A 26863-nucleotide genomic window follows, 5' to 3' on the forward strand; every position below is an offset into this window, starting at 1 on the left:
CCTGGACCGTAGGAGCGGAAATGACCGGTGACCCGGAGCCGATCGGTGCCGCTGCCCGCCGCGCGCTGGAGCAGGAGCTGGCCGACCTGCGTGATGAGCGCCGGCTCGTCGCCGGAATTCTGCAGGACCGCACGGAGGTGGGCGATCAGGCGGACCAGGCCGAGCAGTTGCAGCGCGCCAATCAGCTCGACCGCCTGGACCGTCGTATCGAGACCATCACCGAGCGGCTGCGCCGAGCCGACGTGGCCGGGCCCGCCCCCACGGACGTGGTCGGCGTGGGCAGCACGGTCACCGTCCGCTTCCCGGACGGCTCGGTGGAGACGCTCCAGATCGGGGAACTCGCCGAGGCCCTGGACCAGAACCTGGTCACCTCCGACAGTCCGCTCGGCCATGCGCTGCTCGGACACCGCCCCGGTGACTCGGTCCACTTCGACACGCCCGACGGCCCGTCGAGCGTGGTCGTGATGTCGATCGGGGAGCACGGCGAGCAGGGATGAACGCTGGGGAGTCAGCCCTCAGTCGGCTCTACGGACCCTGCAGTGGAGGGAGTCGTGTTCGACGTCGGCGACGATGGTGTCGCCGGGATCGGCTTCGCCGCTGAGCAGAAGGGTGGCGATCCGGTTGTCGAGTTCCGCCTGGATCGTGCGGCGCAGCGGCCGGGCACCGAACTCCGGCTGGTGGCCGTGGGCAATCAGCAGTTTCTTCGCCGCATCGGTCACCTCCAGCGTCATGCCCTGGGCGTGGACGCGGCGTTTGCTGTGGTCCAGCAGATGGTCCACGATCTTCCCGAGATCCTCCTCGGTCAGCCCGTGGAAGATGATGATGTCATCGATCCGGTTGAGGAACTCCGGCAGGAACCTGGTCCTCAGGTCCTCCATCAACTCGTCCTTGAGCTCCGACACATCGCCCTTGTGGTCCAGGATCCGGTGCGCGCCGATGTTGGACGTCATGATGATCACGCAGTGCCGGAAGTCGACGGTGCGGCCCTGCGCGTCGGTGAGCCGGCCGTCGTCCAGGATCTGCAGCAGGGTGTTGAAGACGTCCGGGTGCGCCTTCTCCACCTCGTCGAACAGCACCACGCTGTAGGGCCGTCGGCGCACCTTCTCCGTCAGCTGGCCCGCTTCCTCATAACCCACGTATCCGGGAGGGGCGCCCACGAGGCGGGCGACGGTGTGCTTCTCCTGGAACTCGCTCATGTCGAACCGGATCATCCGGTCCTCGTCCCCGAACAGCAACGCCGCGAGCGTCTTGGCGAGTTCGGTCTTGCCGACACCCGTGGGACCGAGGAACAGGAAGGATCCCACCGGCCGGTTCGGATCCCCCATGCCCGCCCGGTTGCGCCGTACCGCCTGGGAGACGGCGGTGACGGCCTCGTCCTGGCCGACGATCCGGGCGTGCATCTCCTCCTCCAGCCTGAGCAGCTTCTCCTTCTCGCTCGCCGTCAGCTGCGACACCGGGATGCCCGTACGTCGGGAGACTACGTCGGCGATGTCGGCGGCCGTCACCGACACCACGCCCTCGCGGCGTTCTTCGATGCCGGCGAGTTCGCCCTCCACCTCGGAGATCTGCCGCTTCAGCTCCGACGCCTTCTCGAAGTCCTCCCCGGAGACGGCCTGGTCGAGTTCACGGCGGAGCTGGGCGATGCGGTCCTCGCGGCTGATCACCTCCGTGGACCGGCCCACGCTGCGCAACCGCACCCGCGCACCGGCCTGGTCCATCACATCGATCGCCTTGTCGGGCAGGAAGCGGTCGGTGATGTAGCGGTCGGACAGTTCGGCCGCGGCCGCCAAGGCTCCGTCGTCGAACCGGACCTGATGGTGCGCCTCGTAGGAGTCCCGCAGACCCTCCAGGATCTGCACCGTCTCCTCCACCGTCGGTTCGGGCACCATCACCGGCTGGAACCGCCGCTCCAGCGCCGCGTCCTTCTCCACGTACTTGCGGTACTCGTCGATCGTCGTGGCTCCCACGACGTGGAGTTCACCGCGCGCGAGGGCCGGCTTGAGCATGTTGCCCGCGTCCATCGACCCCTCCCCCGTCGCCCCCGCGCCCACGACGGTGTGCAGTTCGTCGATGAACAGGATGATCCGGCCCTTGGCGGCCTGGACGTCCTCGATGACCTTCTTCAACCGCTCCTCGAACTGGCCCCGGTACTGCGCCCCCGCGACCATCCCCGACAGATCCAGGGCCACGACCCTCTTGTCCTTGAGGGTGTCCGGCACCTCACCGGCCACGATCCGCTGTGCCAGCCCCTCCACGATCGCCGTCTTGCCGACTCCCGGCTCGCCGATCAGCACGGGATTGTTCTTCGACCGCCGCGAGAGGATCTCGACCGTCTGCTCGATCTCCTCCCCACGCCCCACCACCGGATCCAGCTTCCCCGCCGTCGCCTCCTCCGTCAGATCCCGCCCGTACTCGTCCAGCGTCGTCGCCGGTGCCTTCTTCCGTTCGGCGGGAGCTCCGTCGCCGCGAGCGGCCTGCTCGGTCAGACCGGCCAGTTTCTGCGTGTCCATGCCCTCGGCACGCAGGAGCTTGGCGGCGCCCGTCTCACTGTCGCCGAGCAGGGCGCCGAGGACGTGCTCGGGACCGATGTACGACACTCCGGCCGCCTGTGAGTAGGCGTAGGCGGCCCGGAGCGTGCGCTTGGCCGCGGGGGTCAGGCCCGGTTGCGCGGACGGCTCGCCGGACTCCCGGGGCAGGGTCCTGTCGAGCTCGGCCGCCAGCGTGTCGGGATCGACGTCCAGCTTGGAGAGCAGTCTCCGGGACGGTTCGACCTTGGTGGCCGCCCACAGCAGATGTTCGGTGTCCAGGTCGGACGTGCCGTCCTCCAGCGCCCGCTGCGCGGCCACGTTGAGCAGTTCCTGCGACGACTCCGTCAGCAGCCGGCCGATGGGCACCCGCTGTACGGCGGGAGGCGACGACGCGGGCGACATCCCGAAGAAGCGGCTGAACAACTCGCCGAAGGGATCCGACGAACCGAACGGTGCACCGAACGACATCGACATGACAGCTCCTGAGCGCGCGGGAGGTCGATAATCCGCGGGGTGGTTGTTCCGGGGGTCCGTAATCACTGAACCCCGCTGTGCACGGCACCGCAAACGGAAGACACGCATTGCCGTTCCGGTAACGCTGGGTCACGAGCCGCTCGGGGCATCGGGCAGGTCGTCGAGAAAGGTGACGGTGGGCACATGGAAGAGGCAGCCCGTGACCGGCACAGAGAATTCGAGAATCCGGTCGGGCCGGCCCGGATCCCTACCGAGGAACATGTTCCTCAGCATTTCCTCCGTCACATCCGGGGTACGGGCATATCCGATGAAATAGGTGCCGAACTCGCCTTTGCCGACGGTACCGAAGGGCATGTTCTCCCGTACGATCTTGCGTTCGTCGCCGTTCTCGTCGGTGATGGTGTTGAGCGCGACATGGGAATCGGCGGGTTTCACATCGTCGGGGAGTTCGATGTTGGCCAGTTTGGTGCGCCCGATGACCAGGTTCTGTTCCTCGACCGACAGGGCGTTCCAGGCCGTCATGTCGTGCAGGTACTTCTGCACGATCACATAGCTGCCGCCCGCGAATTCCGCGTCCTCCTCGCCGATGAACACAGCGTCGTCCGCGACGTTTCCCTCGGGGTTCTCGCTGCCGTCCACGAAGCCCAGCAGGTCACGTTCGTCGAAGAATTTGAAGCCGTGCACCTCGTCGACCACGGTGGCCGCTCGCGCGAGTCGCTCGCCCAGCAGCCGGGCCAGTTCGAAGCAGAGGTCCATACGGTGGGAGCGGACGTGGAAAAGCAGGTCGCCCGGTGTGCCGAGCGCTCGATGGCGGGGGCCGACCAGGTCCGTGAAGGGATGCAGCTGACGTGGGCGCGGGCCGCTGAACAGCCGGTCCCATGCGTGCGATCCGATGCCGACGACACAGCTCAGTTCCTCGGCCGGTTCGCGGAAGGCCACCGAGCGGCGCAGCCCCGAGACGTCCTCGAGCAGGCCGCGGACCGTGTCCTCCCCGCCCGGATCGATGGTGGCGACGAGGAACACCGCCGCCCTGGCCGGCGGGACGATGACGGGCTGCGGTTCGACCACGGCAGTACGCCTCCTCATGAGGTCCTGGAGACACGAGGGCCTTGGAACCAAGTCGTCGGGTCCTTGGAACCAAGTCGTTCCAGCATGGCGCTGCCCGGTCGGCTCGGCAGGTCGTACGCAGTGCGGCGCCGGGACCGGCGGAGGGGCCGACGGGCCGGGGTTGGCTTTACGGGGAGCGGTCGGGTACACCCGTGCCGTGCTCTTTCGTCAGCTGGAATACCTCGTCGCCCTCTCCCGGGAGCGGCATTTCGCCCGTGCCGCCCAGGCCTGCCATGTCTCCCAGCCCGCTCTGTCGGAGGCGCTGCGCAAGCTGGAGGAGGAACTCGACGTGCCGCTGGTGCGGCGTGGCCGCAAGTACGAGGGCCTCACCCCGGAGGGGGAACGCATCGTCGTATGGGCGCAGCGGATCCTCGCCGACCGGGATGCCCTCAAGGACGAGGTGGATGTCCTGCGCAACGGCTTGAGCGGCAGGATGCGGATCGGCACCGTGCCCACCGCGTCCGGTGCCGTCGCCGAGTTGACCGGCCCGTTCTGCGCGGCGCACCCGCTGGTCACGGTCGAGGTGACAGCGGACATGCAGTCGGTGGACATCCTGCGGCAGCTGCAGAACTTCGAGCTCGATGCCGGGGTGACCTATCTGCGCGAGGATGTGTCGGAGGGTGGCTTCCACACGGTGCCCCTGTACCAGGAGCGGTACGTGCTGCTGCTCACGACCGCCGACGGGCTGGCCCGGCGTACGTCGGCCACCTGGGCGGAGGCGTCGCGACTGCCGCTGTGCATGCTGACCCCGGCGATGCAGGGACGCCGGGTGCTGGACGAGCTGTTCGCGCAGGCGGGGACGCAGCCCTCGCCCCGACTGGAGACCGACTCCGTGGCGGCGCTGTTCGCCCACGTCAGGACGGGCCAGTGGGCGGCCATCGTGCCGCATGCCTGGCTCCATGTGTTCGGTGTCCCGCACGGTATGCGGACGGTGCCGCTGATCGAACCCGCCGCGGCCGTGCCCGTGGGCCTGGTGGTCGCCGCCAGGGAGCCCGGTTCGGTGATGGCGAGGGCGCTGACGGACATCGCCCGCACCACCGACGTGGCCTCGGCCCTGGAGCGCGTGCCGGGGGATCCGGGGCGGTAGCCGACGGCGCCGGGCGCGGCTGCGGCTCCCCTGGCGTGCACTGCCGTCGCCTTGGAACGGCCGACTGCTGTCTGCCGCCCGGTCCCGCTGAGCCGTCGGCCAATCGCCCCGGGCCCGCGGCCGCCGGACGCGGTGGCTCGACTCGGCGATCGTTGGGCAGCACAGCCCCCGGTCGCTGGGCGCATCAGCTCAGCTCCACGACCGCCGGGCACGGCCACTCGGCTCCGGCGATACCCGGCACCGCGGCTCAGCCCCACAGGATGCCGCACCCGGCAACCCAGCCCCGCAGTCGCCGAAGGCCGCGGCCCGACTCGGCGACGCCGGGCGCCACGGCCCAACCCAGCAGGTGCCACCTGGCAGCTCAGCCCCGCAGATGCCGAGCGCGGCCACTCAACCCCACAGGATGCCGCACCCGGCAACCCAGCCCCGCAGTCGCCGAAGGCCGCGGCCCGGTTCCGGCGACGCCGGGCGCCCCCGTCGGCCCCCACGTGAGCCCTCGCGTCAGCCCGCTTCAAACCCCCACCAGCACACGTCAGACCCCCCACCAGCACACTTCAGGCGCCCGCCGCCCCACGTCAAACCCGCCTCAGCCCACGTCAGCCCACCGGCTGCGGCTGGAGTCGTTCCGCGCCGGCGTACACGTTCATCGACGTACCGCGCAGAAAGCCGACCAGGGTCAGCCCGCTCTCGGCCGCCAGGTCCACGGCCAGCGAGGAGGGGGCCGAGACGGCCGCAAGCAGGGGGATTCCGGCGAGCACGGCCTTCTGCACCAGCTCGAAGGAGGCGCGGCCGCTGACCATCAGCAGGGTGCCGCGCAACGGCAGCAGGTCCGAGCGCAGGGCGTGTCCGACGACCTTGTCCACGGCGTTGTGCCGGCCCACGTCCTCCCGCAGGCACAGCAGTTCGCCGTCGGCCGTGAACAGTCCGGCCGCGTGCAGGCCCCCGGTGCTGTCGAACACCTTCTGCGCCGCACGGAGCTTTCCGGGCAGGGCGGCGAGGAGCTCCGGGCCCACGCGCAGCGCGTCCTCGGCCACGGACCACCTCGTGGCCATGCGCACCGCGTCCAGGCTGGCCTTGCCGCACAGGCCGCACGAGGAGGTGGTGTAGAAGTTCCGCTCCAGCGACGCGCCGGGCACAGCCACGCCCGGGGCCAGGCCGACGTCCACCACGTTGTAGGTGTTGCGGCCGTCCGCCGTGGCGCCGGCGCAGTAGCGGATGCCGGTCACCTCGCCGGCGGCATGGACGACGCCCTCGCCCGCGAGGAAGCCGGCCGCGAGGTCGAAGTCGTCGCCCGGGGTGCGCATGGTCACGGTGAGGGGGCGCCCGCCGACCCGTATCTCCATCGGTTCCTCGGCGGCCAGGGTGTCCGGCCGGGCGGAGGGTACTCCGTCGCGGATCCGGAGCACCCGCCGCCGTGCCGTCACTCGTCCCATGGACCTGCTCCTCTCCTGCGGATCCCAGGTGCTCCAGGTCGCTCAGCCGGCGGCGCGCGTGGGCTCCAGGCGGATCAACACGCCTTTGGACGTAGGGGTGTTACTGATGTCGGCGACACTGTCCAGCGGCACCAGGACATTGGTCTCGGGGTAGTAGGAGGCCGCGGAGCCGCGGCTGGCGGGATAGGCGACGACACGGAAGTCCTCCGCCCGGCGCTCCAGCCCGTCGTGCCAGACGGCGACCAGATCCACCCGGTCGCGGTCGGCGAGCCCGAGGGCGGCCAGGTCGGCGGGGTTGACGAGCACCACCCGGCGGGCGTTGTGGATGCCGCGGTAGCGGTCGTCCATCGCGTACGGCACGGTGTTCCACTGGTCGTGGGAGCGCAGCGTCTGCAGCAGCAGATGGCCCTCGGGGATGTCCGGCATCGTGAACTCGTTGACGGTGAAGACGGCCTTGCCGCTCGGCGTCCGGAACACGCGCTGGTTCACCGGGTTGGGCAGCCGGAAGCCGCCGGGCCTCGCGACCCGGGCGTTGAAGTCCTCGAAGCCCGGTACGACCCGGGAGATGCGGTCACGGACGGTGCCGTAGTCCGCCTCGAACTCCTCCCAGGGGATGGCGGGTTCGTCGCCGAGGGTGCGGCGGGCCAGCCGGCTGATGATCGCGACCTCGCTGAGCAGGTGCGGGGAGGCCGGCGCCAGGCGGCCGCGGGAGGCGTGCACCTCGCTCATGGAGTCCTCGACGGTGATGAACTGCTCGCCGGACGCCTGGATGTCGCGGTCGCTGCGGCCGAGGGTGGGCAGGATGAGGGCCGTGTCACCGCAGACCGTGTGGGAGCGGTTGAGCTTGGTGGAGATGTGCGCGGTGAGCCGGCACCGCCGCATCGCCTCCTCGGTGACATGGCTGTCGGGGGTGGCCCGGACGAAGTTGCCGGCGACGCCGAGGAAGAGCTTCGCGGTGCCGTCGCGCATGGCCCGGATGCCGTCGACAGAGTCCAGTCCGTGCTTCGCGGGCGGGGTGAAGCCGAACTCCCGGCCCAGGGCATCGAGGAACGTCTGGGGCATGCGCTCCCAGATGCCCATCGTGCGGTCGCCCTGGACGTTGCTGTGGCCGCGCACCGGGCACACGCCCGCGCCCGGCCGACCGACATTGCCGCGCATCAGTAGGAAGTTGACGACCTCACGGATGGTGGGGACACCGTGCTTGTGCTGGGTGAGGCCCATGGCCCAGCAGACGATGATCTTCCCGCTGCGCAGCACCCGGTCGTGGACGCTTTCGATCTCCTCACGCGTGAGCCCGGTCGCGGTGAGGACGTCCTCCCATGCGACCTTCCGGGTGTGGTCGGCGAAGTCGGCGAAGCCGGTGGTGTGGGTGCTGATGAAGCCGTGGTCGAGTACGGTGCCCGGGCGCTCGTCCTCGGCCTCCAGCAGCAGCCGGTTGAGGGCCTGGAACAGGGCGAGGTCGCCGCCGGGCCGGATCTGCAGGAACTGGTCGGCTATCGCGGTACCCCGGCCGACCACTCCGCGTGCCTTCTGGGGATGCTTGAAGCGGATGAGTCCGGCCTCCGGCAGCGGATTGACCGCGATGACCTTGCCCCCGTTGCGCTTGGTCTCCTCCAGTGCGGTGAGCATCCGCGGATGGTTGGTTCCCGGGTTCTGTCCGACGACGAAGACGAGGTCCGCGGTGTGGATGTCGTCCAGGGAGACGCTGCCCTTGCCGATGCCCAGGGTCTCCATCAGCGCGGACCCGCTGGACTCGTGGCACATGTTGGAGCAGTCCGGCAGGTTGTTGGTGCCGTGGGCGCGGGCGAAGAGCTGCAGCAGGAAGGCGGCCTCGTTGTTCAGCCGACCGGAAGTGTAGAAGAGGGCCTCGTCCGGGGAGTCCAGCCGGCGGAGCTCGTCGGCCAGTATGTCGAGCGCCTCGTCCCAGCCGACCGGTTCGTAGTGTTCCGCACCGGGCCGCTTGATCATGGGCTCGGTCAGCCGGCCCTGCTGGTTGAGCCAGTAGTCCGACTTGGCGCCCAGCTCGGCGATCGGGTACTGGCGGAAGAACTCGGCGGTGACCCGGCGCGAGGTGGCTTCGTCGCTGATGTGCTTGGCGCCGTTCTCGCAGTATTCGTTGAGGTGCCGCTTGCCCGGTGCGGGCTCGGGCCAGGCGCAGCCCGGGCAGTCGAATCCCTTGACCTGGTTGATGTTCAGCAGGGTCAGCGCGGTACGTCGTACGGTCGTCTGCCCCAGCGAGTACTCCAGTGCGTGTGTCACCGCCGGGACACCGGTCGCCCAGCGCTTGGGCGGGGTGACCGACAGATCGTCCACGGGGTCCTCGTTACCGCTCATCTTCCGGTCCGCCTCTTTCTCCGATGGGCACTGCGGGGCAGCATCCGCCTCTTTCCGGAGACACGTCAAAGAGGTGTTTTCGATGGCGTGATAAGCGCGGGTTATCGGATAGGCGCCACCTATCGGCGCCCAAGGGGGGCCTCTTTGACTTCCTCGGACGGCTCACCAACGATGACCCGCATGACGGCATCCCGGACGCACCCGGCCGATGGCCCGGCACCGCACGGACCGCGAACCCAGCCGGACCCGCTCCGGGCCGCGCGGGCCTGGGAGACGGCCCGCGCGATCGCCCGGTCCTGCGCCGGGCACCCGCTGCCCGCGGTCCCCCGCGTTCTCACCGACGCGCTGGGCCACGCACTGGCCGAACCGCTCGTCGCGCTCACCGACCTGCCTCCGTTCGCGACCGCCGCGATGGACGGCTGGGCCGTGGCCGGACCGGGCCCGTGGCGGCTCGGCGGCACCGGCGTCCTGGCCGGCCGGGAACCCGGGCCGCTCGCGCCGGACTCGGCCGTGCCCATCGCCACCGGCGCCCCGGTGCCGGCCGGCGCGACCGCCGTACTGCGGCGCGAGCACGGCGCGGCGGACCCCGAGCGCGGCCTGCTGTACGACCGCTCCCCCGCGCCGGTGCCCGAAGGCCGCGACATCCGGCCGCGCGGCCAGGAGTGCCGCTCCGGTGAGCCGCTGCTGCCCGCCGGCACCACCGTGACCGAACGGGTGCTGGGCCTGGCGGCCGCCGCCGGGTACGACCGGCTGACGGTGCACCGTCGGCCGAGTGTGGAACTGCTGGTCCTCGGCGACGAGTTGCTCCGGCAGGGCGTGCCGCGCGGCGGACGGGTCCGGGACGCGCTCGGGCCGCTGCTGCCGCCGTGGCTGCACGCGTGTGGCGCCGGGCTGATCGGCCATCGTCTGCTCGCCGACGACCTCGACGCGCTCCGGGAGGCCGTACGCCGCTCGCCCGCCGATGTCGTGGTCACGACGGGGAGCACCGCGGCCGGACCGGTGGACTTCCTGCACGACACGCTCCGGGCGGTGGGCGCCCGGCTGCTCGTGGACTCCGTGGCGGTACGGCCGGGTCACCCGATGCTGCTCGCCGAGCTGCCGGCCACGGCCGACGGCCGGGCACGCCGGCTGGTCGGGCTGCCCGGCAACCCGCTCGCCGCGGTGGCCGGCATGGTCACGCTGGCCGAGCCGCTGTTGCGCCACCTCGGCGGGCACTCCGGCGCCGAGCCGGTCAGGCTGGTGGCCGGCTCCGCCCTGCCCGGGCATGCGCTCGACACCCGGCTGCTACCCGTGTTCACCACGGGGCAGGAGGTGACGCCGCTGCCGTTCGACGGTCCGGCGATGCTGCGCGGCCTGGCCCTGGCGGACGGCCTCGCGGTGGTGCCGGCAGCCGGCGTGCCGGCCGGCACCGGAGTGGACGTGCTGAAGCTGCCCGGCCGGTGAGGCCGGCCACTCACCCAGCTCGACGGCACGATTTGGCGCCATCTGGCGGCGCCAACCGGTGCCAACCAGAATGGTGCACCCTTCGCAACACGTCCACCCCGTCCGAGGCCCCGGAGCAGACCGAGGACACCGTCAAGGTCCACGCCCGGACGGTTGGGGCAACATCGACATCCGCCGTGCCCAGGCCTGGCGTGGTGGGATGCAGCACGAGGTGACCGATGCCGACACCGCGGTGGCGGTGGGCAGCGGTGACGTGCCGGTGCTCGCCACCCCGCGGCTGATCGCGTGGCTGGAGGCGGCCACCGTGCGAGCCGCCGCCTGCTTCACCGACTCCGGTCGGACCACCGTCGGCACCGAGGTGCGGGTCCGGCATCTGCGGGCCACGCCGGTCGGCGGCCGAGTGGAGGTGAGCGCCGAACCTTCCGCCTCCGTCGCGGGCGGGCGCCTCACCTTCGTGGTGCGGGCCGTCGACGGCTCGGGCCGGCTGGTCGCCACGGGCGAGATCGACCGGGCGGTCGTCGACCGGCAGCGGTTCCTTGCTCGCGCACTGGACTCGGCAGACCACTGACGGCCGGGCGCGTCATACGGGCGTGTGTCCCCGAAGGTACTCGCGTACGGTCGCGGGGAGTTCGACGTCGGCGGTCTCGGGGATCGGCGCCCAGCGCACCTGCTCCGGGGTGAGAGCGGCCCCGTCCGACGGGGTCCCGCTCAGCAGCTGGCACACCACCGCCGACGTGCCGTCCGGGGGTGGACCGTCGTGTCGGGCCAGGGACTCCGTGCCGTCGACGAGGTACCTGGTGAGTTCGTAGACGACGCGCGCCGCGGTGGCCTCGGCGGGCTCGGCCGGGTCGGGAGTGCCGGACGGCAGTGCCCAGCCGTGGCCGTCCTCCACGAGCAGCAGCCGGCCGTCGTACAGGACGACCGCCTGCACCACGCCCTCGGCGAGCTCCAGCGTCATGACCGACCACCAATCCCCCGGCGCGCGCGGCCGGTTTCCCCTCCGCCTACCCAGACCTGGCAGGTCATGCACCGGTGCCGTGTCATTTCCAGCTGCTGGGCTCAGTACAGCACCGACAGGTCTCCGGGGCGTACCCGCACCGTCACCGGCAGGGTAGCGTCGACCTCCCCGTCCGCGCCGTAGGGGACGGGCCTGTTCGCCTCGATGCGCAGTTCCCTGCCGCGCAGCACGCGCACCTCGGGGCGGTGCACATGACCGCCCGTCTTCAGCTCGTTCATGAGGGTGAAGAAGAGCCTGCGCGGTGCCTCGCGGATCATCACCACGTCCAGCAGGCCGTCGTCGACACGCGCGTCGGGGGCGATGAGCCGACCGGAGCCGTAGTAAGGGGAGTTGGCGGCCACGACGGTGTAGCCGCGGTGGGTGTGTTCCTCGCCGTCGACGGTGACGCGGTAGTTGGCCGGCCGCCACGTGGTGACGGCACGCAGGCCGCCCGCGTAGTAGGAGGCGGAACCCCGCAGCAGCCGGGCGTGGTTGGCGTGCCGGTTGGCCACCGCGTCCACGCCGGCGTAGACGCTGCCCAGGACGACCGTCCGCGGGTGGACGGCCGACTCCACCTCGATGGTGTCGACCGGCCGTGGCTCGGCGTGCAGCAGGATGCCGGCGAGTGCCGCGGGGTCGGCGGGCAGTTCGAGGGCGCGGGCGAAGTCGTTGCCGCGTCCCGCGGGCACCAGGCCGAGGACGGTTCCGGTGCCGCTGAGTGCGCCGCCGATGCCGCCGGCGATGCCGTCGCCGCCGACGGCCAGCACGATCCGGCCGCGCTCACCGGCGCGGCGGGCGAGGTCCTGGGCGTGGGCGAGGCTGTTGCTGTACTCCGTCTCCAGTTCGGCCCCGGCTTCGCGCAGCAGCCGGGCCAGGTGGAGCAGGGTCGCCGCCCCGGTGGAGCCGCCCGCGGTGGGGTTGACGACGGCGGTGAACTGTCGCATCGGTGTGCCTCCGAAGCAGGCGGATCGGGTGGTCGGTCAGCGGAACGGTGGGTCAGTCGGTGGGGAGCAGGACGCCGGGGTTGAGCAGGCCCTCGGGGTCCAGGCGGCGCTTGACGGCACGCAGGGCCGAGATGCCGAGCCGTCCGGCCTCGCGGACGTACCAGTCGCGGTGGTCGGTGCCGACTCCGTGGTGGTGCGAGATGGTTCCCCCGGCCGCCAGTACGGCCTCGTTGGCCGCGTGCTTGGCGGGCGTCCAGTGCGCCACCGGGTCCTCACCCTGGGCGCTGACGACCGTGAAGTACAGCGAGGCGCCGTTCTCATAGACGTGGGAGATGTGGCACATCACCAGGGGTGGGGTGCCGGCTTCGGTGAGGGTGTCGGTGAGCGCGCTGCGTACGGCCGTGTAGAGGTCGGGGATGCGGGACCAGAAGGCGGCGGTCTCCAACGTCTCGGCGAAGGCGCCGACGTCGAGGAGGGCGTCGCGCAGGTACGGCGCCGAGAAGCGGCCATGGGCCCAGCGTTCGCCCGGTTCCGCTCCCACGAGGGTGCCGCCGCAGGCGGTGAGGACGGCCGCCGCCTGCTCCCGGCGCTGTGCGGTGTCCTCGGCCGTGCCCTCGTAGCCGGTGATGGCGAGACAGCCGGCCGCGCTCTGCGCCAGGTCGCCGCCGATGGCGTCGGGCTGGGCCAGGCCGATGAGGGTCTCGGTCTCGTCGGACAGCCGCAGCACGGTCGGCCGGGGTCCGTCCTGGGCCAGCCTGCGCAGCGCGGCGGCGCCCTCCTCGAAGGAGGCGAACCGCCAGCCCTCGTAGATCCGCACCTGCGGCACCGGGCGGATCCGTACGGTGACCGAGGTGATCACGCCGAAGGCGCCCTCCGAGCCGAGGATCAGCTGGCGCAGGTCGGGTCCGGCGGCGGAGCGCGGGGCACGGCCGGCCTCGATCGTTCCCTCGGGGGTGGCGAGGGTCAGGCCGAGGACCATCTCGTCGAAGCGGCCGTATCCGGCGGAGGCCTGGCCGCTGGAGCGGGCGGCGGCGAAGCCGCCGATGGTGGCCCACTCGAAGGACTGCGGGAAGTGGCCGAGGGTGAAGCCGTGTTCGGCGAGCAGGGCCTCGGCCTCGGGGGCGCGCAGACCGGGCTGGAGTACGGCGGTGCGCGAGACGGGGTCCAGGTCGAGCAGGCCGTTCATGCGGCGCAGGTCCAGGGCGATGAACGCGGTGCGCTGGGGGGCGAGTCCGCCGACGACCGAGGTGCCGCCACCGAAGGGGACGACGGCGAGGCCGTGTGCGGCGCAGGCGCGCAGCACGGCGAGGACCTCGTCGTGGGAGGCGGGCAGGACCACGGCCTGCGGGACGTCCGCGAAGTCCCCGGTGCGGATGCGCAGCAGGTCGGGAGTGGACTTGCCGCGGGTGTGCCGGATGCGGCTCTCGTTGTCGGTGCGGACGTGGTCCTGACCGCCGACGGCCTCGGCGAGCGCCTTGAGCGCGGCCGGGGAGGCCGTGCTGGCGGGCAGTTCGATGTCCTCGAGGGTGAGGGCGGGGGTCGTGCGGGGCTTGACGCCGAGCAGGTCGCGCAGCAGTCCGGTCACCGAGTCGGGCAGCGGTGCCGCCTTGGCCGGGTCGCCCCAGCCGTTCCACAGCATGTCCATTGAACGGTCGTCCTCACAGGTCGGTGTGCTCGGTGTCCTCGGTTCACGCGACGGCCGGCGGGCCGCGCCGGGGGTGACGGTGTCTGCTCCGCCCGACCCCGGGGCGTTACACTGTGACACATGACGCCTATTCGTCACAACGGCTCGGACAACGATCATGTGCTCGACGCGGTACGCGACTGTGTGCTGGCCGTCGGCGTCCGCCGCACCACCCTCGCCGACGTGGCCCGCCGCGCCGGTGTCTCACGGATGACGCTGTACCGGCGCTGGCCGGATCTGCGGACCCTCGTGGGCGATCTGATGACCCGCGAGTGGATCGACGTGGCCACCCGCGCCATCCCCGAGCCCGCCTCCCGCACGGACACCCGCACCCGGATCGTGGACGGACTGGTGGCGGGCGTCGAGACCTTCCGGGCGCACCCGCTCTTCCGCAAGATCGTCGACGTCGACCCGGAACTGCTGCTCCCCTATGTGCTCGACCGGCGCGGAGCCAGCCAGGAGGCGCTGCTGGCGCTGCTGGCCGACGGGCTGCGCGACGGCCACGCGGACGGCTCCGTGCGCCCCGGGCATGTCGAACGGCAGGCCCGCGCCCTGCTGTTGACCGTGCAGTCCTTCACCCTGTCCCTGCGCACGATGACCGACGAGGACGATCCGGAGCTCGACTCCGCCGCCTTCCTCGGCGAGTTGCGCACCCTCCTGGAGAGGACCCTCACGCCATGAGTCACACCCGGGCCGACGCCGGCTCGTCCCTCAGCGCACACCGCCGTAGCCGGGAACTGGCCGAGGCCGCCGACGGCAGGATTGCCGACGTCCTGGTCGTCGGGCTGGGCGCCACCGGGGCAGGAGCCGCGCTGGACGCGGCGGCCCGCGGCCTTGACGTCGTCGCGGTGGACGCCCACGACCTGGCCTTCGGCACCTCCCGCTGGAGTTCGAAGCTCATCCACGGCGGGCTGCGCTATCTGGCCTCCGCGCAGTTCGACGTGGCGCACGAGAGCGCGGTCGAGCGCGGGGTGCTGATGACCCGCACCGCCCCGCACCTCGTGGCCGCCCAGCCCTTCGTCCTGCCGCTGACCCCCCTGGTGTCCCGGGCCCAGGCCTCGCTGGCGTGGGCCGGGTTCCGGGCCGGGGACATGCTGCGGCTGGCCGCCCGGACCCCGCGCCAGGTGCTGCCCGCCCCGCGCCGGCTGTCGGCGACGGAGGCCCGGCATCTGGCGCCCTCGGTGCGCTCGGCCGGACTGCGCGGCGGACTGCTGTCCTGGGACGGCAAGGTGACCGACGACGCCCGGCTGGTCACGGCCCTGGCCAGGACGGCCGCCGCACAGGGCGCCCGGGTGCTGACCCGGGTCAGGGTGCTGGAGCTGACCGGCACCGGAGCGCGGATCCGCGACGAACTCACCGGCGAGGAGGGCGAGATCAGGGCCCGTGCGGTCATCAACGCGGCCGGGGTGTGGGCGGGCGAGCTCATCGAGGGCATCCGGATCCGGCCCTCTCGCGGCACCCATCTGGTCCTGCGCTCGGAGCGGCTCGGCACCCTGCCGGCCGGCCTGCACATCCCCATCCCCGGCGAGACCAACCGCTTCGTCCTGGTCCTGCCCCAGGGCGACGGCCGGGTGTACGTCGGTCTCACCGACGAGCCGGTCGACGGCGGGATCCCGGACGTCCCTGAGGTGCCCGAGACCGACATCGGCTTCCTGCTGGACGTGCTCGGCTCGGTCCTCGACACGCCGGTGGCCCGGGACGAGGTCGTCGGCGCCTTCGCCGGACTGCGCCCCCTGCTGGACGCCTCCGGCCACGACGCCCGAGCCGGAGCCCCCGCCCGCACCTCCGACATCTCCCGCCGGCACGCCGTGCTGACGTCCCCGGACGGCATCACGACGATCGTCGGCGGCAAGCTCACCACCTACCGGCGGATGGCCCAGGACGCCGTGGACGCCGCGACCGCCGCGCGGGGACTCCCCGCCGCGCCCTCCCCCACCGCCGCGCTGCCGCTGGTCGGCGCCGCCGCACCCGACCGGCTGCGCACCCTGTCCGCTCCCCCGCGCCTGGTCCGCCGCTACGGCACGGAGGCGGAGGCCGTCCACGCCCTCGCGGCAGAGGATCCCGCCCTGGCCGAGCGGGTCCTGCCGGGCCACCCGGTGACCCGTGCGGAACTGCTGTGGGCCGTACGGCACGAGGGCGCCCTGGACGAGTCCGACCTCCTGGACCGGCGCACCCGCATCGGGCTCGTACCCGAAGATCGCGCCGAGGCGCTGGCCGTGGCACGGGAAGTACTGGACGAAGCGGCCGCGCGACGCTGACGCGCCGACCGCCTTGCCCGGGCGAGGCGGTGCCTGTTGTCGGTGGTGATCTCCGATGGAGGCGGCCTGGTCACGTCCCCGACGCAACCGAGCGGGCAGCGCGGCGGAGGCGCCCCTCCGCACCCGGGCAGGGCTCGCTGAGGCGCAGGTCGTGCGGCCTTGAGGTGCCGGCCGGCTGGACCGAACGGCGCAGGAGAGCGGGAGCGTCACAGCAGGCGGCGGATGTCGCCGCGGACGCGGTAGAAGCCGCCGGGTGCAGGGCGTCCACGACGTAGCGGGCGCCCGGCTGGCGTATCGCCCGCGGGAACTGGACCTTCCAGGAGGTGTCGTAGCCCTGGGACACCACATGCACCCGGAGTCGGCCGCCGTCCTGCACGCACTCGACCACGACGGCTCCGGCCGGTGCCTGTGTGACGGTGGCCACCGCGGCCACGGCGGTGGCGGGCTGGTAGGTCGGCAGGGCCGCGGCAACAGCACGCGGTCCGGGCTTCAGTCCTGCCGCCAGTCTTGCCCGCGACAGCGGCCGGCACGTGCCGGTGGCGCTCGGTCGGTGCGCGACCTCGAGGGTTCGCCCCTGGCGCATGTACTTTTTATCCGAGCGGCGCAGCTGCTTCTGCGTGCGCCGCGTCACAACGGCCATCACCCACCGATGAGTTCGGCGAACCGCACGGTGTCGATGTTGCCGCCGGAGGCGATGATGCCGATGCGGCGCGGGAGGCCGTCGACGCGTCGGGCCAGGAGTGCGGCCAGGCCGGTGGCGCCGCTGGGTTCGAGGACGATCTTCAGGCGTTCGAAGGCGAAGCGCATGGCGGCGACGATCTCCGCGTCGCTGACGAGGGCTATGGCGTCGACCAGGCGCCGGTTGATCTCGAAGGTGATCTCGCCGGGCGTGGACAGGGCCTGCCCGTCGGCGATGGTCCTGGGCACGGGCACAGTGACGCGGGCGCCGCTCTCCAGGGACCGCTTGGTGTCGTCCCCTGCCTCCGGCTCCACACCGATGACCCGGACAGCGGGGTGCAGGGCTTTGGCGGCGGTGGCGCTGCCGGCGATCAGGCCGCCGCCTCCGACGGGCACGAGCAGGGCGTCGATCGGGCCTGTCTCATCGAGGAGTTCCAGGGTCGCGGTGCCCTGTCCGGCGATCACGTGGGGGTGGTCGTAGGGCGGGATGAGGGCCAGCCCACGGTCCTCGGCCAGCGCCGTACCGAGCGCGGTGCGGTCCTCGGTGTAGCGGTCGTAGGTGACGATCTCGGCACCGTATCCGGCGGTCGCCTGCCGCTTGAGGCGCGGGGCGTCCTCGGGCATCAGGATGACGGCGCTGGTGCCGAGTTCGCGAGCGGCGAGGGCGGTGGCCTGGGCGTGGTTGCCGGAGGAGTAGGCGGCGATGCCCTTCGCCAGCTGGTCCGGGGAGAGCTGGGCGGCCGCGTTGTAGGCGCCGCGGAACTTGAAGGCGCCGACGCGCTGGAAGTTCTCACACTTGATGAACACCTCGGCGCCGACGAGGGCGTTCAGGGTGCGGGAGGTGACCACGGGGGTGCGGTGCGCGACGCCTTCGAGGCGCGCGGCGGCCGCACGGATGTCGTCGTACGTTACGGGCGAAGCGGCGGCCATGGCGGTCTCCGGAAGCTGCCTGGACGGATTTTCCATTCTTAGACTCGAACTCTATGGAGATCGGCGTCCTTCTGTCCAGGGAGAGGCGAGACGGACGTTCGCTTCCGGCACTGACCAGGCTGCGCGTCAGGACCGGGCGAGGACGCAGAACTCGTGGCCCTCCGGGTCGGCCAGGCACGTCCACGGGACGTCGCCCTGCCCGACGTCGAGGTCGGTGGCGCCGAGGGCCCGCAGCCGGGCCACCTCCGCTGCTTTGTCGTCACCGGGGCAGGGCACCAGGTCAAGATGGACGCGGTCCGGCACGGTCTTCACGCCGGGCGTGCGGAGGAACTCGAGATACGGACCGACACCCTTGGCGGAGCGCAGCACCGCATGATCGTCAGTCACCTCGCGCAGGGTCCAGTCCACCGCCTCACCCCAGAACCGGGCCATGGCCCGCGGATCCGCGCAGTCGACCACCACCCGGGCGATCGGTCCGGTGTCCCGGTAGATGTCCCGCGGCTCCAGCACGCAGAACTCGTTGCCCTCCACGTCGGCGAGAACCGTCCACGGCACGTCACCCTGACCGACGTGCGCGGGCGTCGCACCGAGATCCCGGAGGCGCGCGACCAACTCCGCCTGATGGGCTGCGGAGGTGGTGGCGAGATCGATGTGTACACGGTTCTTTGTGGCCGTCTTGGGTTCCGGCACGGCGATGACGTCGACGCAGACGCCGACCGGGTCCAGCCAATCGAAGCCGGCGGGTTTGGCGGCGGTCGCGCCGGGTTCCGAGCTGGAAACGCTCCAGCCGAGCGCCTCCGCCCAGAACCGGCCGACCGCCGAGTCGTCAAGAGCCTTTACGTTCACCAAAACCGGTCGCAGCGCCATGCCGACGATCTTACGCATCCGCTCTGCAACGACATCCGCACTGTCGCCGAACGGAGATCAAGGCACCGCCCGCATGCTCAGCTCGCCAACCAGACCACGCCGGTTGCGGCGTGGTGATCGACGCGGCCTGGCTGCGAGCGCCGGGTCCGCCGGCCGGAGCGGGCGGCGCCGCGGCGGCGGCGAGCCTGGGCCACTCCGCTCTCGCAGGGGAGCCGAGCACGTGCTCGCCGTGCAGCCCGAAACGCGTTCGCCGGTCTCGCCGGTGCTCGTGGACGCCCGGATAAGCCCGTACCGGGCGAAACTGAAGTACAGCGCTTGCGTGGACTGCAAGTTGTAGGTCGTCCCCTGCCCGGTGGGCGCAACCGGCGAGGACGGCCCGTGCGACGCCCTGACCTGTACGGCCACAACCGGACCGCACGCCGTACCCGGATGGACGGGACCAGACCACGGAGCGCGGACTCCCCCGGCGCACGCACCGAGCGGCGGCGAGGCCCGGACGAGCCGGGGTGGGAGGGGCGGGGAACGACCCGAGCGCAATGGATTCACCGTTCCCCGCCCCCGGCGCGTCGGCCCGCCTCGTCACGGACACGGAGGGACGACCCGCGACCGGTCGGACGAAGCTTCGACTCACCGATCTTGTTCCGACCTTCCGACGCCCGCGACGTGCAGGCCAGCGGAGCCGGTCCGGCCGGGTGACGGGCCCCCGCGCAGGGGACGGGACGGCGGTTGAGGGGCGCCCCGTACAGGGGGCGGGACGGCGGGTGACGCATGGGCCGCGCACGTCACGCTGGGGCCGGCCACGGATGCCGCCTCCGCTCGCACGGTGACCGGAAGCAGGCCACGGGCGACACCCCGCCGAGCCAGGCAGCAGGCGTACGGCGCCCACCCTCGCACGGGGTCCGGAGCCACGCCGCTTGCGACACCCCGACCCGGACGGTCCCTGGCCGGCGGAGAGAGGCAGATGGAGCCGCCGCATGAGCCGCGCCCGGCGGGCAGCAACTCTGGCCGTTCTCCGCCCCCGCCCCCGCCTCCCAGGTGTGCCTCATGCGCCCCTCACCACTGCGTCCCCATCGCCCAGGACGGGGCCCTCATCCCTGTCCGACGGCTCCACTCGGCGGAACCTCCGCTGGTCTCGGTGCCGGCCCGCGCTGGACAGCGCCGCTGCCAGCTGAGCCGGACGCCCAGCGCCTCCTGGGCAGGGCGGGGGCGAGGGCGGCACCGGTCACGCCCACGCCGTAGGCGAAGGTGAGCAGGGTGAACTCGCGCGTCTCGGCGGCCGGATCGACGTCGGCCTGGCTGTCGAAGACCCACACGAGAAGCTCGCACGCGCTCGCACTGCGGTCGCGCTGCGCCTGGCCAACGCCCCACAGCTCGGCCAGGCAACCGTCGTTGCCGCAGGTGCCCGAGCCCAGGACGTCCCCGGGGCGCACACCCGATCCGGTGCCACTGCCGGCCGCCAGACGCCGCACCGCACCATCCTGAGCTCGGGGAACTCCCCGCGCACCCCGGATAGTTGATGTGGGAAGCTTTGGCCAACCGTTTGCGGGACCGAGGCCGTGACGGTCGTGGAGAGGAGCACAGCGTGACTCAGGACGGCGGCCAGTCCGTGCACATCGACACCAGCAAGCCGCATCCCGCACGGATCTACGACTACCTCCTGGGCGGCAAGGACAATTACGAGGTGGACCAGCTGGCGGGCGACCAACTGGCCGCGGCGGCCCCCGAGGTGTGGATCTCCGTGCGGGCCAACCGCGCCTTTCTGCACCGTGCGGTCCGGTACGTCATCGACAGCGGCGTCCGCCAGATCCTCGACATCGGCACCGGGCTGCCCACCTCGCCGAACGTGCACGAGGTCGCCCAGGAGCTGGCTCCGGACGCGCGCGTCGCCTATGTCGACAACGACCCGATCGTGAAGGCACATGGCGACGCGCTGCTCAGCCGGGCCGGCACGACCAGTATCGTGCTCGCCGACCTGCGCGATCCGCAGTCCGTCATCGATCATCCCGAGGTCCGCCGGGTCATCGATTTCGACCGGCCGGTCGCCGTGTTCCTCGTCGCCATCCTCCACTTCATCCGTGACACGGACGAGCCGGAGCGGATCGTGGCCACCCTGCGCGACGCGCTTCCGGCCGGCAGCTTCCTGGTGCTCTCGCACGCGACGGGTGACTTCGCCGACGACCGCAGCGCGGCCGAGGCCGTCTACAACAGCGCGACCGCCACCATGAACCTGCGGTCCCGCGAACGGGTCGAGCGGTTCTTCGACGGGTTCGAACTGGTCGACCCCGGCCTGACCCAGGTTCCCTTCTGGCGCCCGGACACCACCCCGCCGCCCGGCTCCGAGGCCATCGGTTTCTACGGCGGCGTGGCCCGCAAGAACGCCTGAAACCGGGATCACCGGCAGCGGCGTCCCGCTGGTTGCGGGGCGGTACTCACGGCAGGGACGTGACCTCCTTGCCGACCGCCCCCGCGCCGCACCGGAAGCGTCCCTGCCGCCGGGACCCGTGCGGGGGTTCAGGCATGGGTGCACAGGCACTGCTCGCCGCGCGCTCTCAACGGCTGCGCTCCGCTCACCGAGCGCATCCGGCGTGGACACGGGCTGTGCACGGCCGTGCACACGGACCACGGCTCGCGTGCCCTTGTTCGTGCGCCGCCTCGCCGGGGACGGCACCGGAGCGTCCCGGGGGGCGGCGTCGGCCCGCACGTGCCGGCCGTGCCTGGTGAGGCTCGCGCGTTGGTGCGACGCTGGGTGAAGAGGTCTGCGACGAGGGGCATCCTGGAGGGCCGATGGGACGCGACGTCCCGGCGCTCGTCTTCACCCGCGAGGACCGCCGCCGGTACCGGATCAAGATGCACGCGTGCCTGGACACGTTGGCGCAGATGCTGCGGGAGGCACGGTTCGAGTCCGAGCGGCCGCAGGTCGGTCTGGAGATCGAGCTGAACCTGGTCGGCGACGACGCCGAGCCGGCGATGCGCAACACCGATGTGCTGAAGGCGATCTCCGACCCCGCCTGGTCCACCGAGCTGGGCCGGTTCAACCTGGAGATCAACGTGCCGCCCCGGCGGCTGACCGCGGGCGGACCCGACGCGTGGGAATCGGAGATCCGCGCCGCGCTGAACCACGCGGACGAGCGGGCCAGGTCGATCGGCACGCGGCTGATCATGATCGGTATCCTGCCCACCCTGCGCCAGCAGGACATCGGCGAGGAGACCCTGTCGGAGAACCCGCGCTACCAGTTGCTCAACGACCAGATCTTCGCGGCCCGCGGCGAGGACCTGCGCATCGAGGTGGACGGCGAGGACCGGCTGCGCACCTACGCGGACACCATCACCCCGGAGGCCGCGTGCACGAGCACGCAGTTCCATCTCCAGGTGTCCCCCGAGGAGTTCGCCCCGTACTGGAACGCGGCGCAGGCCATCGCCGGGGTCCAGGTGGCGCTGGCGGCGAACTCACCGTTCCTGTTCGGCAAGGAGCTGTGGCACGAGACCCGCATCCCGCTGTTCGAACAGGCCACGGACACCCGCCCGGAAGAGATCAAGGTGCAGGGCGTACGTCCCCGGGTGTGGTTCGGGGAGCGGTGGATCAACAGCGTCTTCGACCTGTTCGAGGAGAACCTGCGCTACTTCCCCGCTCTCCTCCCGCTGTGCGACGAACAGGACCCGGCGGAGACCCTGGACAGCGGGGACATCCCGGAGCTCGGCGAACTGACCCTGCACAACGGCACGATCTACCGCTGGAACCGCCCGGTGTACGCCGTCTCCCACGACCTCCCGCACATCCGGGTGGAGAACCGGGTGCTGCCCGCCGGCCCGACCGTCGCCGACACCCTCGCCAACGGCGCCTTCTACTACGGCCTCACCCGGGCCCTGGTGGAGGAGGAGCGGCCGGTGTGGTCGCGGATGTCGTTCGCGGCCGCCGAGGACAATCTGCACACCGCCGCCCGGCGCGGCATCGACGCCCCGTTGTACTGGCCCGGCATGGGCGAGGTGCCGGTGCCGGAGCTGGTCCTGCGCCGGCTGCTGCCGCTGGCGCACCGGGGGCTGGAGCAGTCCGGCATGGACGAGGCGTGGCGGGAGCCGCTGCTCGGCATCATCGAGCAGCGCTGTGTGACGGCACGCAACGGCGCGGTGTGGCAGAAGGAGATGTTCCACCACCTCGACGCCACCACGCGCGCCGGCCGCCATGAGGCGCTGCGCCGGATGACCCAGCTGTACATCGACTACATGCATCTGAACGCGCCCGTCCACACGTGGCCGGTGGACTGAGCCGGCTGAGCCACACCAAGCCCGTCTGCCGTGAGGTGTCACCCTTGAGGCGGCTGACGTCGCCCGCGAGGTGGGCTATCGCACCGGCCCGCACTCGTCGACGAGCACGGTCGGTTCCCCAAGGAACACGTCACCGTCGACCGGGCCGTAGGCGACGTTGAAGGTGTCGAGCGAGTACGACCACTCCGCCATCCCGGAGCTGCTGCTGTGGCGGTGGTGGAGCTGCCACCGCATCCATTGGCCGGGCCCCAGCCACACCGCCGGCGGCCTGCGGGGCCGCAGCGGCACACCGAACCCGCTGTGGGCGAACACCCGGAGGCCGCAGCCCCGTTCGCGCAGGCTGACGGGCATGCCGTCGAGATCCGTCCGGCTCTCCTCGGGCGTGAAGTCCTGCCGCTCGGTCACCCATACGACGTGCGCGCGGTCCAACGGCACGTCGGGCAACGGGAGTCCGACCGGCACGGCGTTCCGCCGGGCCGCGGCCGTGGCGCCGCGTGACCGCTTGGTCCAGACGGTCCGCACCCACTGTGCGGTGATGTCCATGGCCGGACCGCGCCCTACGCGGGCGAGCCGCCCGGCCGTCGGCTCTACGCGCCGGGGCACGGCGGGGCGTCCGGCAGGTGGGCCTTCGCCCACTCGCCCAGTTCCCGGAGCGCCGGCTCCAGGGCGGCCCCCGCCTCGGTCAGCCGGTAGGACACGCGCAGCGGCGGTCCCTCGTCGACCTCGCGGAGCACGAGTCCGGCCGCACCGAGTTCCGCGAGCCGGTCGGACAGCATGCGCTCGCTGATGCCGGGGACGGCCCGGCGCAGATCGGCGAAGTGTGCGGGCTGTTCCACCAGGACGGCCACGATCGGGCCGCTCCAGCGTTTTCCGAGCAGCTGGAAGACACGGGTGATGCCATCGTCCACCCGTTTGCACGCCGCGCTGTCGTGTGTCACGTCCGCCGCCATGCGATCAGGGTACTACCTCGATGTAGGGGGATGAAAAAAAGTAAGTCCCTGTGCTAAAGATAGTCCTGTACGAAAACTCAGCCAGTGCTGAGCCACGGGGACACCCCTGTCCCTTTTGTCTTCTTTCTGGAGTCACCATGGCCACCTTGCTGCACATCGACTCGTCCGTGTTCCCGACCGAGGCCTCGGCCTCGCGCGCCGTGGCGGAGGCCTTCCGCGCGCACTGGCAGGAGCAGCACCCGGACGGCACGGTCGTCCACCGCGACCTCGCGGCGCAGCCCGTCCCGCACATCAGCGCCGCCGCGCACACCGCAGGCTTCGCCGACCCGGCCTCGCACACCCCGGAGCAGGCAGCGGCCTTTGCCGAGCGTGTCCGGCTGATCGAGGAGCTGGAGCAGGCCGACGCGGTGCTGATCGGCGCCCCGATGTACAACTACTCGATCCCCTCGACCCTCAAGGCCTGGCTGGACAACGTGATCCTCTTCGGCCGCACCGCGGGCGAGACACAGTCGGCGAAGGGCACCCCGGTGACGGTCGTCGCCAGCCGGGGCGGCGCGTACGGGCCGGGCACCCCGCGCGAGGGATACGAGTACGTGCAGAACTACCTCTCGGCCGTCCTCGCGGACGCCCTCGGTCTGGACCTCGACTTCATCGTCCCGGAGCTGACCATGGCCCCGCAGAACCCGGCGATGGCCGAGCTCATCCCGCTGTACGAGGCCTCCCGCGACCGCGCCCTGGAGGAGGCCGCCGCAAAGGCCAAGCAGCTCGCGGAGCGCCTGGCGGCCTGACCAATCCACCCCGGCCCCGGCGCCGTCCTGAACGCGGCGCCGGGGGCGGTGCGGCGACGTGGGTGAGCGGCAGGTCGCGCAGGCTGTACGCGACGAGGATCGCCACGGTCCCGGCGGGCATCCGGGGCCGGAGGTCGCCATGCGGACGATCGAGACCGGCCTGTGAACCGGTCGCGGCCACGGATGTACTGTGCAACGACCTGTTCAATGCCCCCGTGCACGGACACCTGAGGAGTGGCACCCGTTGGCCGCCAGCTACTTCGAGCGCATAGATCAGCATCGCTACAAGCCCACCCCGCACGCGAGCGGCGCGTGGGACACCGACGAGATGCACTTCAGCCCGCTGGGCGGACTCGTGGTCCACGCGATCGACCAGTACCGCGCCGAGCGCCCGGCGAGCGGACTGCTCCTGTCCAGGATCAGCTTCGACATCCTGGGGCGCCTCGCCCTGGACGAGTGCGAGATCCAGGTGGAGTCGATCCGGCCCGGCCGCACCATCGAACTGCTCGAAGCGGTCGTCCGTATCGCGGACCGGCCGGTGGTGCGGGCCCGCGCCTGGCTGCTGACCGAGGTGGACACCAGCGCAGTGGCCGGCGATGCCGAGGCGCGCCTCACCCCGCCGGACGGACTCGCCGGTCACTCCCTGGCCTCGCTCTGGCCCGGCGGCCACTGCGCGTCTGTGGACGTCCGGCCGGTCACCCCCTCGGAGCCGGGCCGCGGCAAGGTCTGGATCTCCACGGACCTCGACCTCGTCGCCGGCGAGCCGTGCAGCCCGGTCGCCTCCTATGTCGCCCTCGTCGACACGGCCAACGGCATCGCCGTACGCCGGCCGCCGACCGAGTGGATGTTCCCCAACGTCGACCTGACGATCCATCTGCACCGGCAGCCGGCGGGCCGCTGGGTCGGCCTGGACACCACGGTCGCCTTCGGCCCCACCGGCCAGGGCCTCACCAGCAGCGTCCTCCACGACGTCCACGGCCCGGTCGGCCAGGCCCAGCAGACGCTCACGGTACGGCCACTTCCGGGCCGGTGACCGCCCGTTGGGCCGGCTCAAGGGTCGAGGTTCCATCGCTCGGGAAGGTCGGCGTCACAGAAGACACAGACGAAATGCTCCTCCCGGACAATGTTGTGCTGCCCGCAGGTGCGGCACCGGCGGAACACCACCTCATGGGTGAAGGCCCCGGGGCGTTCGAACCCGGCCCGGTCGAGCGCCTGCGCGACCGCCGGCCATGAGTCGGTGTCCGGGCAGTAGCCCGTCGACTGGTTGCTCACCTCCCGCACCACCCATCGGCCGGTGTCCTCACCGAAGCGGACCTCTCCCGCGCTCAGTACCGGCTCGCCGCCCGCGCAGGCCACATGCTCGGACCGGCGCGGGGCCAGCCGTAGCGCGCCGTCCAGGCCGATGACGTAGGTGAAAGGCTCGGCCAGTTCCTCGCGCGGCCGGGTGGCGGCCCAGTCCGCGAACTCGTCCGCCGTTAGGACGAGCGTGAGGCCGGCCGTGGCGCAGCAGCCGTCGTACTCGGGCAGCGTGATGCCGGGCGGCATGGGCAGGTGGGCTTCGTCCGGTCCGAAGCCAGCCCTGGGGCCACCCTTGTACTCGCCCAGCGCGATGAACCTCGGCTGGGCGACGCCGACCACTGGCATTGCACCAGCGATCTCCAGCTCGTACTCCAGCCTCTTCTTCGCCCCCTGGGCGGCGTCCGCGTACGCGTCCAGTCCCTTGGCCATCGCACTGACGGCATCGGCCAGGTCCCTCAGCCAGCCGCGCCCGCCACTGACACTGACCGCGGCCGCCGCAGTGGTCGTCCTCGCCGAGCAGTGACGCGGGGAGAGGCCCTTGGACTGAGTTCCCCGTCGGCCGATGCAACTCGTTCCCCCTGTTCCCCCCAAGTTTGCATCTGTGCTCTGGACACTTGTCTACCCGTCAGTAGGGTTGCCCCGGCGGACGCGCCCGGCCCTCGGGCGTGACACTCAATTGCCGCCGTGGACAGGGGGATTCATGCGCGGGATGAGCCGTCGCCGGTTCGTGTCGGGAGCATCCGCGGCAGCCGCAGGAGCCGCCCTGTGGCCGCTGCTGACGCCGGGCAGCGCGCGTGCT

At 71.8% G+C, this 26863-nt stretch carries 23 protein-coding genes and 1 pseudogene; 10 read left to right on the plus strand and 14 right to left on the minus strand.

Features of this window, described 5'->3' with window-relative positions; translation table 11 throughout:
- The first annotated feature begins 20 nt into the window (after positions 1–20).
- Positions 21–497 (plus strand): GreA/GreB family elongation factor, encoded by a 477-nt coding sequence (locus ACZ5NH_RS30450; protein ID WP_468779698.1) that lies wholly within the window; start codon positions 21–23, stop codon positions 495–497.
- A gap of 18 nt (positions 498–515) precedes the next feature.
- Here the strand turns inward: ACZ5NH_RS30450 and ACZ5NH_RS30455 are convergent, their stop codons facing one another.
- The gene (locus ACZ5NH_RS30455) at positions 516–3002 is read right to left on the minus strand and encodes an ATP-dependent Clp protease ATP-binding subunit (RefSeq protein ID WP_468779700.1); all 2487 of its coding nucleotides are present in this window, start codon (positions 3000–3002) and stop codon (positions 516–518) included.
- Between the two features lie 129 nt (positions 3003–3131).
- Positions 3132–4070, minus strand: coding sequence for a Dyp-type peroxidase (locus ACZ5NH_RS30460; RefSeq protein ID WP_468779702.1), 939 nt, complete (start codon positions 4068–4070; stop codon positions 3132–3134).
- A 196-nt stretch (positions 4071–4266) separates the two neighbouring features.
- On the opposite strand from ACZ5NH_RS30460, the gene ACZ5NH_RS30465 reads away from it, so the two are divergent.
- On the plus strand, positions 4267–5196 hold the full coding sequence (locus ACZ5NH_RS30465) for a LysR family transcriptional regulator (RefSeq protein WP_468779704.1): 930 nt from the start codon (positions 4267–4269) through the stop codon (positions 5194–5196).
- A 596-nt stretch (positions 5197–5792) separates the two neighbouring features.
- Here the strand turns inward: ACZ5NH_RS30465 and fdhD are convergent.
- The gene (gene fdhD, locus ACZ5NH_RS30470; RefSeq protein WP_468779706.1) at positions 5793–6629 is read right to left on the minus strand and encodes a formate dehydrogenase accessory sulfurtransferase FdhD; all 837 of its coding nucleotides are present in this window, start codon (positions 6627–6629) and stop codon (positions 5793–5795) included.
- Positions 6630–6671: 42 nt separating this feature from the next.
- The gene (locus ACZ5NH_RS30475) at positions 6672–8963 is read right to left on the minus strand and encodes an FdhF/YdeP family oxidoreductase (protein WP_468779708.1); all 2292 of its coding nucleotides are present in this window, start codon (positions 8961–8963) and stop codon (positions 6672–6674) included.
- A 171-nt stretch (positions 8964–9134) separates the two neighbouring features.
- On the opposite strand from ACZ5NH_RS30475, the gene ACZ5NH_RS30480 reads away from it, so the two are divergent.
- Complete coding sequence (locus ACZ5NH_RS30480; protein WP_468779710.1) at positions 9135–10406, plus strand: molybdopterin molybdotransferase MoeA; 1272 nt, start codon at positions 9135–9137, stop codon at positions 10404–10406.
- Positions 10407–10605: 199 nt separating this feature from the next.
- Complete coding sequence (locus tag ACZ5NH_RS30485) at positions 10606–10974, plus strand: thioesterase family protein (protein WP_468779712.1); 369 nt, start codon at positions 10606–10608, stop codon at positions 10972–10974.
- A gap of 12 nt (positions 10975–10986) precedes the next feature.
- On the opposite strand, the gene ACZ5NH_RS30490 is transcribed toward ACZ5NH_RS30485, so the two are convergent.
- The 3 genes from ACZ5NH_RS30490 to ACZ5NH_RS30500 all read right to left on the minus strand — a co-directional run bounded on the left by ACZ5NH_RS30490 (position 10987) and on the right by ACZ5NH_RS30500 (position 13992).
- The gene (locus ACZ5NH_RS30490) at positions 10987–11364 is read right to left on the minus strand and encodes an NUDIX domain-containing protein (protein WP_468779714.1); all 378 of its coding nucleotides are present in this window, start codon (positions 11362–11364) and stop codon (positions 10987–10989) included.
- A 101-nt stretch (positions 11365–11465) separates the two neighbouring features.
- Positions 11466–12347 (minus strand): diacylglycerol kinase family protein, encoded by an 882-nt coding sequence (locus ACZ5NH_RS30495; protein WP_468779716.1) that lies wholly within the window; start codon positions 12345–12347, stop codon positions 11466–11468.
- 52 nt (positions 12348–12399) lie between these two features.
- Positions 12400–13992: an FAD-binding oxidoreductase gene (locus ACZ5NH_RS30500; protein WP_468779718.1), complete on the minus strand. Its 1593-nt coding sequence runs from the start codon at positions 13990–13992 to the stop codon at positions 12400–12402.
- Between the two features lie 120 nt (positions 13993–14112).
- Here ACZ5NH_RS30500 and ACZ5NH_RS30505 point away from each other — a divergent pair, with 120 nt between their 5' ends.
- Together ACZ5NH_RS30505 and ACZ5NH_RS30510 are read left to right on the plus strand one after the other, a co-directional pair.
- The gene (locus ACZ5NH_RS30505) at positions 14113–14712 is read left to right on the plus strand and encodes a TetR/AcrR family transcriptional regulator (protein WP_388631568.1); all 600 of its coding nucleotides are present in this window, start codon (positions 14113–14115) and stop codon (positions 14710–14712) included.
- Positions 14709–16289 carry a glycerol-3-phosphate dehydrogenase/oxidase gene (locus ACZ5NH_RS30510; protein WP_468779720.1) on the plus strand — a complete coding sequence of 527 codons (1581 nt, stop codon included), beginning with the start codon at positions 14709–14711 and terminating at the stop codon, positions 16287–16289. Before ACZ5NH_RS30505 ends, ACZ5NH_RS30510 begins: the two co-directional genes overlap by 4 nt.
- A 206-nt stretch (positions 16290–16495) precedes the next feature.
- On the opposite strand, the pseudogene ACZ5NH_RS30515 reads toward ACZ5NH_RS30510, so the two are convergent.
- From ACZ5NH_RS30515 to ACZ5NH_RS30530, 4 genes and pseudogenes are all read right to left on the minus strand, one after another.
- A pseudogene (locus ACZ5NH_RS30515) lies at positions 16496–16818 on the minus strand (WGR domain-containing protein); the annotation flags it as partial.
- A 110-nt stretch (positions 16819–16928) separates the two neighbouring features.
- Positions 16929–17897, minus strand: coding sequence for a threo-3-hydroxy-L-aspartate ammonia-lyase (locus tag ACZ5NH_RS30520; RefSeq protein WP_468779722.1), 969 nt, complete (start codon positions 17895–17897; stop codon positions 16929–16931).
- Positions 17898–18023: 126 nt separating this feature from the next.
- Positions 18024–18764, minus strand: a complete 741-nt coding sequence (locus ACZ5NH_RS30525) for a VOC family protein (protein WP_468779724.1) — start codon at positions 18762–18764, stop codon at positions 18024–18026.
- A gap of 1088 nt (positions 18765–19852) precedes the next feature.
- Positions 19853–20233, minus strand: a complete 381-nt coding sequence (locus tag ACZ5NH_RS30530; protein WP_468779761.1) for a hypothetical protein — start codon at positions 20231–20233, stop codon at positions 19853–19855.
- A gap of 113 nt (positions 20234–20346) precedes the next feature.
- Here ACZ5NH_RS30530 and ACZ5NH_RS30535 point away from each other — a divergent pair, with 113 nt between their 5' ends.
- Both ACZ5NH_RS30535 and ACZ5NH_RS30540 read left to right on the plus strand, forming a co-directional pair.
- A complete protein-coding gene (locus ACZ5NH_RS30535) occupies positions 20347–21147 on the plus strand; it encodes an SAM-dependent methyltransferase (protein ID WP_468779726.1) in 801 nt (266 codons plus the stop codon).
- Positions 21148–21548: 401 nt separating this feature from the next.
- Entirely contained in the window at positions 21549–23027 is a 1479-nt protein-coding gene (locus ACZ5NH_RS30540) for a glutamate-cysteine ligase family protein (protein ID WP_468779728.1), read from the plus strand.
- Between the two features lie 75 nt (positions 23028–23102).
- Here the strand turns inward: ACZ5NH_RS30540 and ACZ5NH_RS30545 are convergent, their stop codons facing one another.
- On the minus strand, positions 23103–23570 hold the full coding sequence (locus ACZ5NH_RS30545) for a hypothetical protein (protein ID WP_468779730.1): 468 nt from the start codon (positions 23568–23570) through the stop codon (positions 23103–23105).
- Between the two features lie 44 nt (positions 23571–23614).
- Positions 23615–23977 carry a winged helix-turn-helix transcriptional regulator gene (locus tag ACZ5NH_RS30550; RefSeq protein ID WP_451003269.1) on the minus strand — a complete coding sequence of 121 codons (363 nt, stop codon included), beginning with the start codon at positions 23975–23977 and terminating at the stop codon, positions 23615–23617.
- A 137-nt stretch (positions 23978–24114) separates the two neighbouring features.
- Between ACZ5NH_RS30550 and ACZ5NH_RS30555 the strand changes: the two genes are divergently transcribed.
- Positions 24115–24765, plus strand: coding sequence for an FMN-dependent NADH-azoreductase (locus ACZ5NH_RS30555; protein WP_388631593.1), 651 nt, complete (start codon positions 24115–24117; stop codon positions 24763–24765).
- A 244-nt stretch (positions 24766–25009) separates the two neighbouring features.
- On the plus strand, positions 25010–25798 hold the full coding sequence (locus ACZ5NH_RS30560; RefSeq protein ID WP_468779733.1) for a thioesterase family protein: 789 nt from the start codon (positions 25010–25012) through the stop codon (positions 25796–25798).
- A 17-nt stretch (positions 25799–25815) separates the two neighbouring features.
- Here the strand turns inward: ACZ5NH_RS30560 and ACZ5NH_RS30565 are convergent, their stop codons facing one another.
- Positions 25816–26310, minus strand: coding sequence for a hypothetical protein (locus ACZ5NH_RS30565; RefSeq protein ID WP_468779757.1), 495 nt, complete (start codon positions 26308–26310; stop codon positions 25816–25818).
- Between the last annotated feature and the right edge of the window lie 553 nt (positions 26311–26863).

Source organism: Streptomyces sp. NPDC031426, assembly GCF_055581585.1.